Source organism: Mesorhizobium alhagi CCNWXJ12-2, assembly GCF_000236565.1.
In the GTDB taxonomy this organism is placed as follows: Bacteria; Pseudomonadota; Alphaproteobacteria; order Rhizobiales; family Rhizobiaceae; genus Allomesorhizobium; species Allomesorhizobium alhagi.
In genome coordinates this window covers 36,914-51,298 of the sequence record NZ_AHAM01000024.1, presented here as the reverse complement: position 1 = coordinate 51,298, position 14,385 = coordinate 36,914, and the positions used below count along the sequence as shown (strand labels likewise).

13 protein-coding genes are annotated in these 14,385 nt (G+C 63.0%); 3 read left to right on the top strand and 10 right to left on the bottom strand.

Translation table 11 applies throughout. The features are described 5' to 3' along the window. The first annotated feature begins 209 nt into the window (after nt 1-209). The gene (locus MAXJ12_RS02480; protein WP_008834173.1) at nt 210-1,241 is read left to right on the top strand and encodes a histone deacetylase family protein; all 1,032 of its coding nucleotides are present in this window, start codon (nt 210-212) and stop codon (nt 1,239-1,241) included. Between the two features lie 56 nt (nt 1,242-1,297). Here MAXJ12_RS02480 and MAXJ12_RS02475 read toward each other — a convergent pair whose 3' ends face one another. The 6 genes from MAXJ12_RS02475 to ku form a co-directional block, all read right to left on the bottom strand. Beyond that, nucleotides 1,298-2,191: a hypothetical protein gene (locus tag MAXJ12_RS02475; protein WP_008834172.1), complete on the bottom strand. Its 894-nt coding sequence runs from the start codon at nt 2,189-2,191 to the stop codon at nt 1,298-1,300. Between the two features lie 302 nt (nt 2,192-2,493). Continuing rightward, nucleotides 2,494-2,757, bottom strand: a complete 264-nt coding sequence (locus tag MAXJ12_RS02470) for a DUF6894 family protein (protein WP_008834171.1) — start codon at nt 2,755-2,757, stop codon at nt 2,494-2,496. Nucleotides 2,758-2,769: 12 nt separating this feature from the next. Further along, entirely contained in the window at nt 2,770-2,973 is a 204-nt protein-coding gene (locus MAXJ12_RS36485) for a hypothetical protein (RefSeq protein WP_139043768.1), read from the bottom strand. 114 nt (nt 2,974-3,087) lie between these two features. Next, nucleotides 3,088-3,414 (bottom strand): hypothetical protein, encoded by a 327-nt coding sequence (locus MAXJ12_RS02465; protein WP_008834169.1) that lies wholly within the window; start codon nt 3,412-3,414, stop codon nt 3,088-3,090. After that, nucleotides 3,411-3,563, bottom strand: coding sequence for a hypothetical protein (locus tag MAXJ12_RS37485; RefSeq protein WP_008834168.1), 153 nt, complete (start codon nt 3,561-3,563; stop codon nt 3,411-3,413). The genes MAXJ12_RS02465 and MAXJ12_RS37485 overlap by 4 nt, the downstream gene beginning before the upstream one ends. Nucleotides 3,564-3,774: 211 nt before the next feature. Further along, nucleotides 3,775-4,674 carry a non-homologous end joining protein Ku gene (gene ku / locus MAXJ12_RS02460; protein WP_008834166.1) on the bottom strand — a complete coding sequence of 300 codons (900 nt, stop codon included), beginning with the start codon at nt 4,672-4,674 and terminating at the stop codon, nt 3,775-3,777. A gap of 217 nt (nt 4,675-4,891) precedes the next feature. On the opposite strand from ku, the gene MAXJ12_RS02455 reads away from it, so the two are divergent. Then, on the top strand, nt 4,892-5,683 hold the full coding sequence (locus tag MAXJ12_RS02455; RefSeq protein ID WP_008834165.1) for an inositol monophosphatase family protein: 792 nt from the start codon (nt 4,892-4,894) through the stop codon (nt 5,681-5,683). Here MAXJ12_RS02455 and MAXJ12_RS02450 read toward each other — a convergent pair. The 4 genes from MAXJ12_RS02450 to gyrB all read right to left on the bottom strand — a co-directional run bounded on the left by MAXJ12_RS02450 (nt 5,673) and on the right by gyrB (nt 12,667). Next, nucleotides 5,673-6,749: an ABC transporter ATP-binding protein gene (locus MAXJ12_RS02450; RefSeq protein WP_040584655.1), complete on the bottom strand. Its 1,077-nt coding sequence runs from the start codon at nt 6,747-6,749 to the stop codon at nt 5,673-5,675. The two genes, MAXJ12_RS02455 and MAXJ12_RS02450, sit on opposite strands and share 11 nt — an antisense overlap. 1 nt (nt 6,750) lies before the next feature. Beyond that, nucleotides 6,751-8,979, bottom strand: a complete 2,229-nt coding sequence (locus MAXJ12_RS02445) for an ABC transporter permease (protein ID WP_085983855.1) — start codon at nt 8,977-8,979, stop codon at nt 6,751-6,753. Between the two features lie 54 nt (nt 8,980-9,033). Continuing rightward, nucleotides 9,034-10,062 (bottom strand): ABC transporter substrate-binding protein, encoded by a 1,029-nt coding sequence (locus tag MAXJ12_RS02440; RefSeq protein ID WP_008834162.1) that lies wholly within the window; start codon nt 10,060-10,062, stop codon nt 9,034-9,036. Between the two features lie 157 nt (nt 10,063-10,219). Next, the gene (gene gyrB, locus MAXJ12_RS02435; RefSeq protein ID WP_008834161.1) at nt 10,220-12,667 is read right to left on the bottom strand and encodes a DNA topoisomerase (ATP-hydrolyzing) subunit B; all 2,448 of its coding nucleotides are present in this window, start codon (nt 12,665-12,667) and stop codon (nt 10,220-10,222) included. Nucleotides 12,668-12,961: 294 nt separating this feature from the next. Between gyrB and MAXJ12_RS02430 the strand changes: the two genes are divergently transcribed. Further along, nucleotides 12,962-14,368 carry a PQQ-dependent sugar dehydrogenase gene (locus MAXJ12_RS02430; protein WP_008834160.1) on the top strand — a complete coding sequence of 469 codons (1,407 nt, stop codon included), beginning with the start codon at nt 12,962-12,964 and terminating at the stop codon, nt 14,366-14,368. Nucleotides 14,369-14,385 lie beyond the last annotated feature (17 nt).

Here is a 14,385-nt window from a genome sequence, read left to right as displayed (position 1 = left end):
GAAGCCTGATTCGTTCCTGGGCTTCCAGGCGTCGAGGAAGCCGAGGAGGATGCGCAATCTCGTCCTCCACCAGAACGAGGGTGCCTGGCCGCCGAGATGGAAAGCTTGGCACTTCTGGCTGAGCGAAAACAAGTCGCATGCGATTTTCTGGCGTTCGCTCCGAACCTCAGGTGACCTCAAGCACCACCTCACTAATTCCTGGAGTGATCATGAAAGCCTTCTTTGCCGACGAACAGAAGCGCCACGACCCTAAAGCCTTTCTGTCCAGCGGCGCGCCGCTGCCCAATCCGGAAAAGCCGGACCGTGTCGAGCGTCTGCTTGCCGGAGCCCGCGCCGCAGGGTGCGAAATCGTCCGGCCGCGCAATTTCGGTCTCGCGCCGATCGCTGCTATTCACACGCCGGAATACCTGGAATTCCTCGAAAACATCTTCGCGCGCTGGCAGCGCATCGAAGGCGCTTCGGCGGAGGTCATCCCCAACATTCATCCGATCGCACGCGGCGGCAGCTACCCCGCATCGGCGGTCGGCCAGGCCGGCTACCACATGGCCGACACCGCCTGCCCGATCTCAGCCGAGACATGGGAAAGCGCCTGCTGGAGTGCATGGTCGGCGGTCGAAGCAGCCGAGACGGTCATGTCTGGCGCGCCGGCCGCCTATGCGCTCTGCCGCCCGCCCGGCCACCACGCTTTCGCCGATGTCGCCGGCGGCTTCTGCTTCATCAACAATTCGGCGGTCGCAGCGCAGCATTTGCGGAAATCGGCGGCCCGCGTCGCCATCCTCGATGTTGACCTGCATCACGGCAACGGCACGCAGGGCATCTTCTATGCCCGGCCTGACGTACTGACGATCTCGATCCATGCCGATCCGGTGCGCTTTTATCCGTTCTTCTGGGGCCATGCCGACGAGAGGGGCGAGGGGCCGGGACTCGGCTATAATCTGAACCTGCCGCTCGCTCGTAAATCCGGCGACGCCGAATTCCTGGCGGCTCTCGGCATCGCCTTCCGGCGCATCCGGTCCTTTGCGCCCGATGCGCTGGTTGTGGCGCTCGGACTTGACGCTTTCGCGGGCGATCCCTTCGGTGGACTGTCGGTCACCACGCCGGGATTCTCGCGGATTGCGGAAGCTATCGCAAACCTCGGCCAGCCAACGGTCATCGTCCAGGAAGGCGGCTATCTCTGCGAAGCGCTGGGCGACAACCTTGCCGCGTTTCTAGGCGGCTATGCTGGCTCCCGCAGGCTCTGAGGCCAGAATGGACCGCGCCCGGCTAGGGCACGGCCAATTCACCCGCCCAAAGCGAACTACCAGGGACGCCGCCAGTCGGCGAAGACGATCTGGTTGTCTCGGTGATTGCCGCCCAGCGTCGCGCCGTAATAGGCGCCAACCGCGCTGACCAGAAACGAGGCGGCGGTGACGAAGGCCGCGATCATCGCCACTTTGCGCGCCGTTTCGGCCGCCTGCCTCGCTTCCGCTTCAGCCGCCTGCGCATCGGCCAGCAGCGCATCGACGCGTTGCTGCGCCTGCGCTTCGTCCAGGCCTGCGCGGGCGGCGATGGTTGTCGTCAGATATTGCCGGTCGGCGTCGTTCAGCGCGCCGTCTGCTACGGCGGCGGCGAGCACGCGGCCAATTTCATCACGCGCTTCGGCGCTCGCCGGCGGGGCGGCCGGGTCTCCCGAGCGCAGGAACCTGTCGACCAGCAGGTCGTAGGCGCCCGATAGCGGGTCTTCGCCTTCAGCCGCGGCGCCCGCACCGCCGGCCGCGATGGTGCTCATCGAGGTGGCGGCGGTGCTCGCCACCCCGCTTATACCCGACACCGCGATGAACGCGCCGATCAGCGCGCCGAGCGCCCATACAATCAGTCCGTGCGAGCCGTCGCGAATGTCGGATTCATCTTCGGTCGCGTCATGCTTGCGCCGGCGTAGCCGGCCGGTGAGGTAGCCGCCGGCGATGAAGCTGGAAATCTGTACCCAGAGTAGCCACAGCGCGGCGACGATAGAGAACCAGAACAGCGATATGCCGCTGCCCTCGTAGGGCGAAGCCAAAGACAAGCCAAGCGCCGAGCCGAACGCCAGCAGCACGAATGAAATGGCTGTTGCGAATATTGTGCCGGCAAAGATGGCCGGCCAGTCGACATAGGAAGTTTCGTCGGCTTGCACGCCGCCGACCGATATCAGGGGAGAGTCAGAAGTGGCCATCGAAGGTCTCCTCAAAATGTTGGCAGAAATCTCGCAAAGGCCGGCGTCAGCCGGCGAGCGAGACCTTCCTGTAAGCACAACCGCTCAGCGGAGCCCGAACAGCGACAGCACTGCGAGAATGACCACGACAAGGCCGACGAGATAAATGATGCCGTGCATCGATGTCTCTCCCTTCGAACGCATTGAAACAACGCTCGAAATCAACAAGCAGCGGGCAAGTTGGTTCCCGTAGCACGCTGGAACTGCTGTTTTGCGGCCATTTGAGTGGCAGGACGGAGGAACTGGGATCGTTTTGAGCGGGATTACGGAAGTCCTGTGCCAGCGTCGTCGTCCGCGCGGTTGAGGACGATATCTTCGAAATTCACGGAGAGGATGCGCTGGCCGTCCCTGTCGTAGACGCGGCAGGCCCAGCCGGTCCGCTCCTCGCCCTTCAGCGTCGCTTCCATGAGCAGGTCCCGCGTAGAACGCTTGGCTTCTTCATATGCTGCGTCCAGATCCGGAAGGTCGATGTCCGGCATCGTTTGCGTCCTGGTCCCGTCGCGAAATTCGAAACGGTAGAAGGGCACGGGTTTTGGACCTCAATGTCGAATCTGCGCCCCGCGTGTGTCTCTCTGCATCTGACGGCCGGGATCGCGTTTCTGGAACGGAACCCATGGATTGGCGCGGATGATGTCTTCGGCCTGTTCAGGCCGTTCAACACGGCGGCCGATTGCGTTCTGCTGGCGCTGCTTCAGCCATAAAGGCTGCATTTCAGCCAGAAAGCTACTTATCAGTTTTTTCATTTGGCGCACCCTCCCGAGAGCACTATCCGCACCCGCCCCTCAACAGCGGCCGGCCCTGTTGGTTCCCAAAATTGCGCAAGAATCCGCCTTTAAAAGGGCGGTCGGAGCCGCGGGTCAATCGCCGAAGCGCTCGCCCTCGTCCCTGTCCAGCAGATCGTGACGTATCGCGGTCTCTTCCTCGTCGTCGGGCAGAGCCTCGTCGCTCTCCTGATAGGGGTTGTCGTCGTCCTCCTCCGGCGAGAGTTCCGTCTCCTCGGGGACTATTTCCACCTCTTCCGATGCGAAGACATCCTCTTCGTCGGCGCCTGCTTCAGCCTCGGCCACATCGACGCGTTCCCAATCCTCTTCCACGACCGGCGCATCATCCTCTACCGCCTCCGGCACATCGTCTTCGGGTGGATTGGCGGGTTGGCCGGGCTTGTCCTGATCTGCCATCGTCATTGCGGGTACCTTTCTCGTTCCTCGTCCGGGCGTCCTCGCCGCTTTTGGCCGGGCGGCGGCAAAAGCGCGATCGGATGCTGTATCCGGTTTTCGGCGATGACGCGGTTGACCACCCAGCCCGCGAAGAGAATGGAGAGCATGCGCACCATGTTCAGCGCCTCTTCAAGGGCCTGAAATCAGCGGTCTCATGCGGCCAGCGCGGGAACCACCGCGCGCTCATCAACGCTACGAACAAATCGATCAGTCTGTCCATCACGCATCTCCCGATAATCGGGAAAAAGTGGACGAGGGCGGATTTGGTTCCGGCTTGGTTGGAGATTTTAGGCTGGCCGGCAATAACGCCGTGCGGACTCGCGCAACCTATGCCGATTTGCTCTTCGAGGAGGATTTCGGCTTGGCTTTTTCGCCATTTTTCTTGTCCGCGCCATCGGACTTTTTGCGGGGCCCGGGCTTGTCCTCAGACGCGCCGTCCGATTTGCCGGCGTCCTCGGCCAGGCTCTTTCTCAAAGCGTCGAAGAGATTGACGACGTTGGACGGTTTCGTCTCCGGCTTTGCCTTCTGCACCTTCTTGCCCGCCTTCTTGGAGCGGACGAGCTCGATCAGCGCGGTTTCGTAATGGTCTTCGAACTTAGCGGGATCGAATTTCGCCTTTTTCTTGTCGACGATGCCGGCTGCCAGTTCGACCATGTCCTCGTCGAGCTTCACGCCCTTGAGGTCGTCGAAGATTTCGTCCGGCTTGCGCACCGTATTCTGGTAGCGCAGCGTCGTGACCAGCATGCCCTTGCCGAAGGGTTCGACCAGCACGGGCCGTTCCCGGCGATAGAGCACTATGCGCGCCAGTCCGGCCATCTTCTTGGCGGCGAGCGCCTCGCGGATGACGGCGAACGCTTCCTCCGAGACCTTGTCGGCAGGCGACAGATAATAGGGCGTATCGAGGTAAACCTGTTTGATCTCGGCCTTGTCGACGAATCCCTCGAGCTCCATCGTATGTGAGGATTCAATCTGAACCGCTTCGATCTCCTCCTCCTCGATCAGCAGGAACTCGTCGTCATTGATCTCATAGCCCTTGACCTGGCTGTCCTCGTCGACAGGCTTGCCGCTTGCGCCGTCAATATACTGGCGCTTCACCCTGTTGCCGGTCGTCCGGTTGATGGTGCGGAACGAAATCTTGCCGCTCTGCGTGGTGGCGTTCGACAGTTCCACAGCGCAGGTCACCAGCGAAAGCTTCAGATAGCCTTTCCATGCCGGCCGCAGTGCCATTTTCGTGCCTCGCATTGCCAATGCGCAGGCCGGGGCCGATGAGCGGCGGGCCTGCAGGACGCCATAATACGCCTAAACCAGGTTAACGCTATCCTTACGCAATGTCCGGCGGGGCATCGCGGTTCCGCGGCTGGATGTCGGCGGCCTTTCAAGCCGGCAATTGGTCTGGTAGTCGGAATGGACGGGAGCGCTGCGCTCCCGAACGAGGGGACCGTTCATGCATGACATCGATAGCCGGCTCGCATTCACGGTCGAACTGGCGAGGAAAGCCGGCGAACTGGGCGGCCGCTATTTCCGCGAGATCGAATCGCTGACCATCGAGAGCAAGGGCCATCAGGATCTGGTGTCGAATGGGGATCGCGAGGTGGAATTATTCATCCGCGCCGCCCTGCAGAAGGAATTTCCCGACGACGCCATCGTCGGCGAGGAGCATGCGGCGCTGAGCGGCACGACCGGCCATGTCTGGGTAATCGACCCGATCGACGGCACCGCCAATTTCGTGCGCGGCATTCCGGCCTGGTGCGTCGTCATCGCCTGCGCCAGGAACGGGGTCACCGAGATCGGCGTCATCAACGAGCCATCCACGGGCGAGATTTTCTATGCCCGGCGCGGCGGCGGCGCCTTCCTGAACGGGCGACCGATCAGAACAAGCGGCGCGGCCAGCCTGACCGAAGGCTCGGTCGGAACCGGCTTTTCGAACCGCGCCGAACTCAAGAACATCGTGACGCTGATTCAACTGCTGTTCGTGGAAGGCGGCGTGTTCTTTCGCAACGCCTCGGGCGCGCTGATGCTGGCCTATGTGGCGTCCGGGAGGCTGCTCGCCTACTGCGAGGAGCACATGAATTCCTGGGATTGCTTGGCCGGCCTGCTTCTGGTCGAGGAAGCAGGCGGTCGCATCCTTGTTCCAGACCCGGAAACCACCGTCGAGCGCGGGACGATGGTCATCGCCGGCGGGGCAGGCGTCTTCGACAAGATCGGCGCTCTTTGCGACAAGGCGTTCAGTCGGTAATCAGCACAGGGCCTTTCGCCGGGAATCCGATGCCGACTGCTGCCCCCTGCTCCAACGGCGCATTCACGTCCGGCGAAGTCACGAAAATGTCGCCGAACTCGGTCTCGGCCACGAATTCGAGATGGCTGCCGACATAGGTCACCTTGCGCAGCCTGCCGGCCAGCGTGTTTTCGGCTCCACCCTCGCGGATGTCGATGCGGTTTGGCCGCGCCGCCAGCCTGGCCGGACCAACCTGTCGGCCGCGCGCCGGCAGCCGCATCTCCACCGGACCGAGCCGCACATCGGCGATGCCGCCGCTCACCGATGTCACCTCGCAGTCGAGGATGTTTGCTTCGCCGATAAAGTCCGCCACGAAGGCGTTGGCAGGGGCGTCGTAGAGTTCGCGGGGCGTGCCATCCTGCGCAATCGCGGCATTGTTCATGACGATGATGCGGTCCGAAACGGCAAGCGCCTCCTCTTGGTCATGCGTCACATAGACCACCGTCAGGCCGAGCGTGGTCTGGATCTCCCGGATCTCCTCCCGGACGTGTCGCCTGAGCTTGGCGTCGAGATTGGAGAGCGGCTCGTCGAAAAGCAGCACTTGCGGCTCCAGCACCAGCGCACGGGCGACGGCTACACGCTGCTGCTGCCCACCCGAGAGCTGGCTCGGAAAGCGCTCGCCGAAGCCGGTCAGGCCGACGAGTTCCAGGCCTGCACCGGCTCGATCCTTCACCTCGCGCCTGGCGAAGCCGGAGAAGCGCAGGCCGTATTCGACGTTCTCCGTCACCGTCATATGCGGGAACAACGCGTAGGACTGGAACACCATGGACACATCGCGATCGGTCGCCGGCAGCCGGGTCACGTCCTTGCCGCCGATCAGGATCGTACCGCTCGTCGCCATCTCCAGCCCGGCGATCATGCGAAGCGTCGTGGTTTTGCCGCAGCCGGACGGGCCAAGCAGCGTCACCAGTTTGCCTGCCTCGACCGAGAGTGAGACATCGTTCACGGCCGGAACGGCGCTCTTGCCGTAGATCTTGGTGACGTCGCGGAACTCCACCGATGCCGCCTTGCTGCGTATTTCGGCCATGTCAGCCGCCTCCCGTGAAAGCCGGTTGCTGCCGCGCGGGCAGGCTGACATTGCTGCGCCAGCCTGCCGATTGCGGATCCTCGCGGCCACGCCTGCCCAGCTTACGGCTGCCGACGGCAAGCTGCATCAGGCCGATCACGACGAGCATCACTGCAATCAGCACGGACGAATAGGCGATGGCGACGCCGTATTCGTTGTTTTCAACGCGTCCGACAATGTAGCTGGTCGACATGTCGTAGCGCGCGCTGACCAGGAAGATGACCGCGCTGATGGCGGTCATGGCGCGCACGAAGGAATAGACCAGCGCCGCAAGGATGGCGGGCCTGAGCAGCGGCAGCACCACATTGCGGAACGTCTGCCAGGAATTGGCGCCGAGTGTCAGCGACGATTCGTCGAGGCTGCGGTCGATCTGCGACATCGAGGCGACCCCCGCGCGCACCCCGACCGGCATGTTGCGGAAGATGAAGGACAGGATGAGGATCAGGCCTGTGCCGGTCAGTTCGATCGGCGGCACGTTGAAGGCGATCACATAGGAGACGCCGATAACCGTGCCGGGGATGGCGAAGGACAGCATGGTGCCGAACTCGAAGCCTTCCTTGCCGGCGAAATCCTGCCGAACCAGGAGATAGGCGGTCAGAAGCCCGATCATGGCGGTCAGCGGGGCGGAGATCAGCGAGATGGTGATGGTCGTCCAGAAAGAACTCCAGGCCGAGCCTATCCAGTGTATGCCGAACTCGTTCCAGCCGATCGCGAAGGATTTGACGTAATGAGTGAAGGTCAGGCTGTGGTCGACGCCCCACAGCTTGACGAAGCTGCCGTAGAAGATCGTCGCATAGACGAGAATGGTGAACGCCGCCCATGCTCCGGCAACCGCATAGACGGAGTATTTCAGGCCGTTGGGCAGATGCGGATGGACGCCGGCGTCGCCCTTGCCGGAGACGGTGGTGTAAGATTTCCTGCCCAGCCAGAAGCGCTGCGCGTAGAACGCGCTCAGCGTGAAGAAAAGGAGCACGAGCGCCAGTATGGCGGCCTGGGCCTGATCGTATTGCGCGCCGACGATAGCGAAGAAGATCTCGGTCGAGAGCACGTCGAAATTGCCGCCGAGCACCAGCGGATTGCCGAAATCGGCCATGCTTTCGATAAAGCCGAGCAGGAAGGCGTTTGCCAGTCCCGGGCGCATCAGCGGCAGCGACACGGTGCGGAAGGTCTGCCAGCGATTGGCGCGCAGCGTCTGCGCCGCCTCCTCCATCGACGGGCTGACACCCTCGACAACGCCGATCAGCACCAGGAAGGCGATCGGGGTGAAGGCCAGCACCTGCGCGATCAGGAGGCCCGGCAGGCCGTACACCCAGCGCGTCGGCTGCACGCCGAAAAGCTCGGCGAAAGTCTGTGTCATCGCGCCGGACAGGCCGAACAGAAGGATGATGGCGAGGCCGATGACGAACGGGGGGGTGATGATCGGCAGCACCGTCAGCGCCCTGAGCAGTCTGCCGTACCGGAATCCGGTTCGAGTGACGACGAGCGCAAAGATCAGGCCGAGCAAGGTGGTGAGGATGCCGACAAGCACGGCCAGGAAGAGCGAGTTCCAGGCGACGCCGCAGCGGCTGCCGCCTGCCAGGCAGCCAAGCCCCCAGAGCCGATGGCTGAAGAGCTTGGCAAAGAAGGTCGCGAGCGAATAGCTGCCTTCCTCGGTAATCAGCGCACTGAGCAGCATCTGGAAAATCGGCATGAAGATGAACAGGCTGACCACTGCGACCACGAAACCGATCGAGCCGACCACGAACACGTCGCCGCCGACCGCGCCGCGCCCGGCAAGCCCGAGCGTAAACAGGAACAGGAAAGCGCCGGCGGTGAGCAGGGCGCCGTAGCCCATGCCGAACTGGCGGTCGTCCAGTTCGCCGAAAAGCGCTGTCAGCCAGTCGAACTGGAAGCCTTGCAGGCCGATGGCGAACCCCTGGAACAGCAGCCAGGAAAAGCCGGCCGCGCCGATTGCGATCAGCAGCGCAGCAAACAGCGGGTCGCTCTTTTCCCGGCCCCATAAAAGGAACGGCGCCGCGAGGAGCATGCCCATCGGCGCCAGCCAGGGTTTCTCGCCCTGCAGGACAAGAAACAGGGCAGGCGCTACGTCGCCATTGAACGGATAGCCGTCAAGTAGCCAGGACAGCGTGAAGAAATTGCTGTCCAGTCCGTACCAGGGCAGCACGGCAAAGCCGAGCCACCCGACCGCCATCCACAGGATAACGGTCGGGTGCAATCCACCCTGGTTCTTGCGGGCCCGCACGGTTTACTGCGGCAGCGTCGAGACTTCCTCGTCCCATTTCTGCAGCAGGCGCTTGCGCTCGTCGCTCGACCCGTATTTCTTGAAATCGTAGTCGATGAGCTTGATCGTCGAGAGATCGGGCGCCTTGTCGGAGCTCTTCGCCGACTTGTTTGACGGCAGCTGGAAAGAGTTCGCCTCCTGCGCCTTGCCCTGCATCTCGGCGGTCAACGCCCAGTCGTAGAATTTCTTGGCGGCGTCGGGGTTGCGGGCGCCCTTGATCAGCGACATCGAGCCGATCTCGTAACCGGTGCCCTCGCAAGGCGCGACGGTCACGATCGGGAAGCCGGCTACTGTCTGCGCCACGGCGTCATGCATGAAAACGATGCCAATCGTGGTCTCGCCGAGGCCTGCGGCCTTGATCGGCGCTGAGCCTGATTTGGTGTATTGGTTGACGTTCTTATGCAGGGACTTCATGTATTCGAAGCCCTTCTCCTCGCCAAACAGCTGAACCATCGTGGCGAGCGTCGTATAGGCGGTGCCCGACGAATTCGGATTGGCGATCTGGATTTGGCCTTTGTATTCGGGCTTGGTCAGGTCTTCCCAGCACTTCGGCTCCGGAAGATTGTTCTTGGCCAGCAGATCCTTGTTGTAGCCGAAGCCGAGCGCGCCCGAATAGACGCCGATCGTCTTGTTGCTGGCCGCCTCCGCCTGCTTGATCGCCCAGGGGTGGAGCTGGTCGCGCGTAGGCGAGACATATTCCTCGGTCAAGCCTTCCTCCGCCGCCTGCAAATGCGGGTCGCCGGTGCCGCCCCACCAGATGTCGCCCTTGGGGTTGCTGGCTTCGGCGCGCACCTGTGCGTAGGTTTCGCCTGAGCTTTTTCGGGTCATATCGACCGTGATCCCGGTCTCGGCTTCGAAGCCGGTCTTGATCTGTTGGCACCAGGCTTCGTCGGCGCTGCAATAGAGCGTCAGGCTCTCGGCGCTCGCAGCGGAAATGCCGGAAAACAGACCGGCCGCCAGCATCGTCGCACCCAGCAGGTACTTGCTTGTCATCGAAAACTCCTCCCTGTCGTTTGCCGTCTTACGAAACAATCACGTTTCGTTGCGGCGGCAAACAGATTGCTGGCTTTCCCGATGAATTGCAATTGGGGAACAGCAACTGTCCGGCGAGGGCGGCCACCGGACTCCAGTAGGAATTATTCGGGCCGAACTACACGTCCAGATTGGCCACCGACAGTGCGTTCTCCTGGATGAAATCGCGGCGCGGCTCGACATCGTCGCCCATCAGCCGGGCGAACAGAGAGTCGGCGTCGGTGGCGTCGTTCACCTTGACCTGCAGCAGCGAGCGCACATTCGGGTCGAGCGTGGTCTCCCAGAGCTGTTCAGCGTTCATCTCGCCGAGGCCTTTGTAGCGCTGCATCGTCAGGCCCTTGCGGCCGGTCGCGAACACTGCGTCGAGCAGCGCCAGCGGACCCGAAATCGGCTCGGCATTGTCCTTGCGGCGCAGCACCGGCGATTGTGAATAGACTTCGCCGAGCCGGTCGGCGTTGCGATGGAGCGCGCGCGCGTCGGCGGAGTTGATCAGGCCCATGTCGAGATGCGCATATTCCTTTACGCCGCGCAGCATGCGCTCGAAGATGAAGCCGCCCGGCCCCTCATTGGAGGTCGAGGTGCGGCCTTCCCAACCGCGTTCGATGTCCTCGGCGATGGCGTCGAGCCGCTCGGCCACCTTTCGCGCCATGGCGTCGGCGCGGCCCAGATCGTTGAAGATTTCAGGATTGAGCGCGCCGGCGATCGCCGCCTGCTCGACGACGGCGCGATTGTAGCGCGTGTGCAGGCCGTTGATCAGGGAGCGCACGGCGAGCGCGTCGTCGATCGCGCCGCGAAGGTCCTTGCCGGCGCGCACCTCGCCGGAGGATAGCGTCAGCGACGCCTCCTCCAGCCCCGATCCGATCAGGAACTCCTCGAAGGCGCCTTCGTCCTTGATGTATTGCGAGCTCTTCCCACGCGTCACCTTGTAGAGTGGCGGCTGCGCGATGAAGAGGTGGCCGCGCTCGATCAGTTCTGGCATCTGCCGGAAGAAGAAGGTGAGGAGTAGCGTGCGGATATGCGCGCCGTCCACGTCGGCGTCGGTCATGATGATGATCTTGTGGTAGCGCAATTTGTCGGCGTTGAATTCGTCCTTGCCGATCGAGGTGCCGAGCGCGGTGATCAGCGTGCCGATCATGTCGGACGACAGCATCCTGTCGAAGCGCGCACGCTCGACATTTAGGATCTTGCCGCGCAGGGGCAGGATCGCCTGGTTCTGGCGCGAGCGCCCGCCCTTGGCCGAGCCGCCGGCGGAATCACCCTCGACGATGAAGATTTCGGATTTGGCCGGGTCGCGCTCCTGGCAATCTGCGAGCTTGCCGGGCAGCGAGGTGATGTCGAGCACGCCCTTGCGCCGCGTCAGTTCGCGCGCCTTACGTGCCGCTTCGCGCGCTGCTGCGGCTTCCACCACTTTGGCGATCAGCGTCTTTGCTTCTGCCGGGTGCTCCTCGAGCCAGGTGCCGAGCGCCTCGTTGACGAGGCTTTCCACCACGGGACGCACCTCCGACGAAACCAATTTGTCCTTGGTCTGCGAGGAGAATTTCGGATCCGGCACCTTCACCGACAAAACGGCCGTCAGCCCCTCGCGGCTGTCATCCCCGGTGATAGACACCTTCTCCTTCTTGGCGATGCCGGAAGTCTCGGCATAGCCGGTGACCTGGCGCGTCAGCGCGCCGCGAAAACCGGCCAGATGCGTTCCGCCGTCGCGCTGCGGGATGTTGTTGGTGAAGGCCAGTACGTTTTCGTGGTAGCTGTCGTTCCACCACATCGCCACTTCCACGGTGATGCCGTCGCGCTCGGCCTTGATGGCGATCGGCGTCGAAATCAGCGGCTTCTTGGCCCGGTCGAGATATTTTACGAACTCGATCAGCCCGCCTTCGTAGAGCAGTTCCTGCGTCTTCACATCGGCATGGCGCGCATCGGTCAGGACGATCCTGACGCCCGAATTCAGGAAGGCCAGTTCGCGCAGCCGGTGCTCAAGCGTGGCATAGTCGAACTCGATCATGGTGAAGGTCTCGCTCGACGGCATGAAGGTCACTTCCGTGCCCGTCTCGTCGCCGGCGTCGCCGGTCACCTTCAGCGGGCCGTCGGCTACGCCATGCGTGAACGACATTTCGTGAATCTTGCCCTTGCGGCGGATCTTCAGCTTCAGCCAGACCGACAGCGCGTTGACCACCGACACGCCGACGCCGTGCAGGCCGCCCGAAACCTTGTAGGAATTCTGGTCGAATTTGCCGCCGGCATGCAGCTGCGTCATGATGACTTCGGCGGCCGAAATGCCTTCTCCGGTGTGGATATCGGTCGGAATGCCGCGGCCATTGTCGGTTACAGTCACCGAACCGTCGGGGTTGAGCGTCACCGTGACCAGCGTGGCGTGCCCAGCCAGGGCCTCGTCGATGGCGTTGTCGACCACCTCGTAAACCATGTGGTGCAGGCCCGATCCATCGTCGGTGTCGCCGATATACATGCCCGGCCGCTTGCGCACCGCGTCCAAACCTTTGAGAACCTTGATGGAATCGGCGCCGTACTCGGCCGAAGCGCCGGCAGCGTTCTCGGAATTATCGCTCATGAAGGACCGTTTTCTCTATGCCGAAAGAAAGCGCGCGAAAAGCAACCGAATCGCGCGCGCTGAGATACCGCAGATATAGGCGTTCCAGGCGGTTTTTCCAAGGTTTGCAGGCGTTTTGATGGCGAGAACGAGCCGCCACGAATTTTGAGCCGGCGGACCTGTCGGCGCGGGGCGGCATCACGTTCGGGTGACCCGGAGCCGGCAAATGCGAAAGTGTGAAACAGATCGCTGCTTCGCCAGTTGTCGGGGGAGATCGGGACGAGGGCCCGAGCCCCGCAAAGGAGGAACGCTGCGATGATTTTCCTACTCAGATTGACGGCGGCGACCGCGCTTGCGACCGCCGCATCCGCTGTCGTCCAGGCGCAGGACGCCCAGTCTCCCATGGCCGATCAGGAGCCCGGCAAACGGTTCGAGATACGGGCCGAGGACCTGCCCGAACCCTATGCCGACGAGGCAGTGCGCAACGCGCCGAAAGTGATCCCACGCAATGGCAAGGAGCCCAAGGCCCCGCAAGGCTTCTCCATCTCGCTCTTCGCCGAAGGACTGAAGCATCCACGCAAGCTGCTGGTGCTGGAGAATGGCGACGTGCTCCTGGCAGAACAGGACGCCGGCTACGTCACTTTCCTTCGCGACGAGGACGGCGACGGCAAGGCCGACACCGTGTCGCGCTTCGCCGGCGGCTTCGAGGAGCCTTACGGCATGGCGGTCGTGCCCGACGGTGAGCACAAAGGCCATATACTGGTCGCGGACGCGCAGGGAATATGGCGCGTGCCGTTCAAGATGGGCGGCATAAGGCCCGATATGGGCAATCTGCTCAAGCAGGGTGGCGAAGCAACAGGCCCGCAGACGCCTGCCGACCATATCGCGGTAACGGAACAGGGCGTGTTCGGCCCTGTCGAGGGCCACACCTCGCGCGCGCTGGCCGTCGATCCGAAGGACGGTTCTCTCTATGTCGGTGTGGGCTCCATGGGCAACATTGCCGAAGAACCGGAGATGAAGGCTTCGATCCAGGTGTTCGACGCAGACGGAAAGAACCAGCGGACATTCGCATCCGGAATGCGCAATCCGACTGGCATCCATTTCCATCCCGATACCGGCGAGTTGTGGGCCGTCGTGCAGGAGCGCGACGGGCTCGGCAACCAGCTGGTGCCGGACTACATGACGCGGGTGGCTGAGGGCGATTTCTACGGCTGGCCATACGCCTATCTGGGCGGCAAGCCGATGCCGGATTTCGCCGAGCGCGCACCAGAAAAGGTCGAGCAGACGAAAATGCCAGAGCTGCTGTTCGAGTCGCACTCCTCGGCCATGGATTTCGCCTTCGTCCCGGACAACTGGCCCGAGGAGTACCGCGGCGACGCGATTGTCGTGCTGAAGGGTTCGTGGAACCGCGCCGATCCGACCGGCTACAAGCTGGTGCGTGCGGCCTTCAATGAAGGCGCGCCGGAAGGCTGGTACGACAATTTTCTCACCGGCTTCTGGACCGAGGGAGACGCCAGGGCGAATGTCTGGGGACGCCCCGCCAGCGTGGCCTTCCTGCCTGACGGCGGATTGCTGGTGGCGGACGACAGCGGCGGCACGATCTGGAAGGTGAGCCCGGCCGATCCGACAGCGACTGGCGCGACCGAGCCCGAAATGCCGGCGGGTGAGACGCAACCTGAAGCGCCGGCTGGAGAGACGCAGCCGGAAATGCCGGCCGAGTAACGGCCGTCCCTTGAGAG

What these genes read in the sequence shown, in the direction of transcription:
- MAXJ12_RS02480 (WP_008834173.1), top strand. Translation starts at nt 210, where the DNA reads ATGAAAGCCTTCTTTGCCGACGAACAGAAGCGCCACGACCCTAAAGCC.
- MAXJ12_RS02475 (WP_008834172.1), bottom strand. Translation starts at nt 2,191, where the DNA reads ATGGCCACTTCTGACTCTCCCCTGATATCGGTCGGCGGCGTGCAAGCC.
- MAXJ12_RS36485 (WP_139043768.1), bottom strand. Translation starts at nt 2,973, where the DNA reads ATGAAAAAACTGATAAGTAGCTTTCTGGCTGAAATGCAGCCTTTATGG.
- MAXJ12_RS02465 (WP_008834169.1), bottom strand. Translation starts at nt 3,414, where the DNA reads ATGACGATGGCAGATCAGGACAAGCCCGGCCAACCCGCCAATCCACCC.
- MAXJ12_RS37485 (WP_008834168.1), bottom strand. Translation starts at nt 3,563, where the DNA reads ATGGTGCGCATGCTCTCCATTCTCTTCGCGGGCTGGGTGGTCAACCGC.
- ku (WP_008834166.1), bottom strand. Translation starts at nt 4,674, where the DNA reads ATGGCACTGCGGCCGGCATGGAAAGGCTATCTGAAGCTTTCGCTGGTG.
- MAXJ12_RS02455 (WP_008834165.1), top strand. Translation starts at nt 4,892, where the DNA reads ATGCATGACATCGATAGCCGGCTCGCATTCACGGTCGAACTGGCGAGG.
- MAXJ12_RS02450 (WP_040584655.1), bottom strand. Translation starts at nt 6,749, where the DNA reads ATGGCCGAAATACGCAGCAAGGCGGCATCGGTGGAGTTCCGCGACGTC.
- MAXJ12_RS02445 (WP_085983855.1), bottom strand. Translation starts at nt 8,979, where the DNA reads ATGGCGGTCGGGTGGCTCGGCTTTGCCGTGCTGCCCTGGTACGGACTG.
- MAXJ12_RS02440 (WP_008834162.1), bottom strand. Translation starts at nt 10,062, where the DNA reads ATGACAAGCAAGTACCTGCTGGGTGCGACGATGCTGGCGGCCGGTCTG.
- gyrB (WP_008834161.1), bottom strand. Translation starts at nt 12,667, where the DNA reads ATGAGCGATAATTCCGAGAACGCTGCCGGCGCTTCGGCCGAGTACGGC.
- MAXJ12_RS02430 (WP_008834160.1), top strand. Translation starts at nt 12,962, where the DNA reads ATGATTTTCCTACTCAGATTGACGGCGGCGACCGCGCTTGCGACCGCC.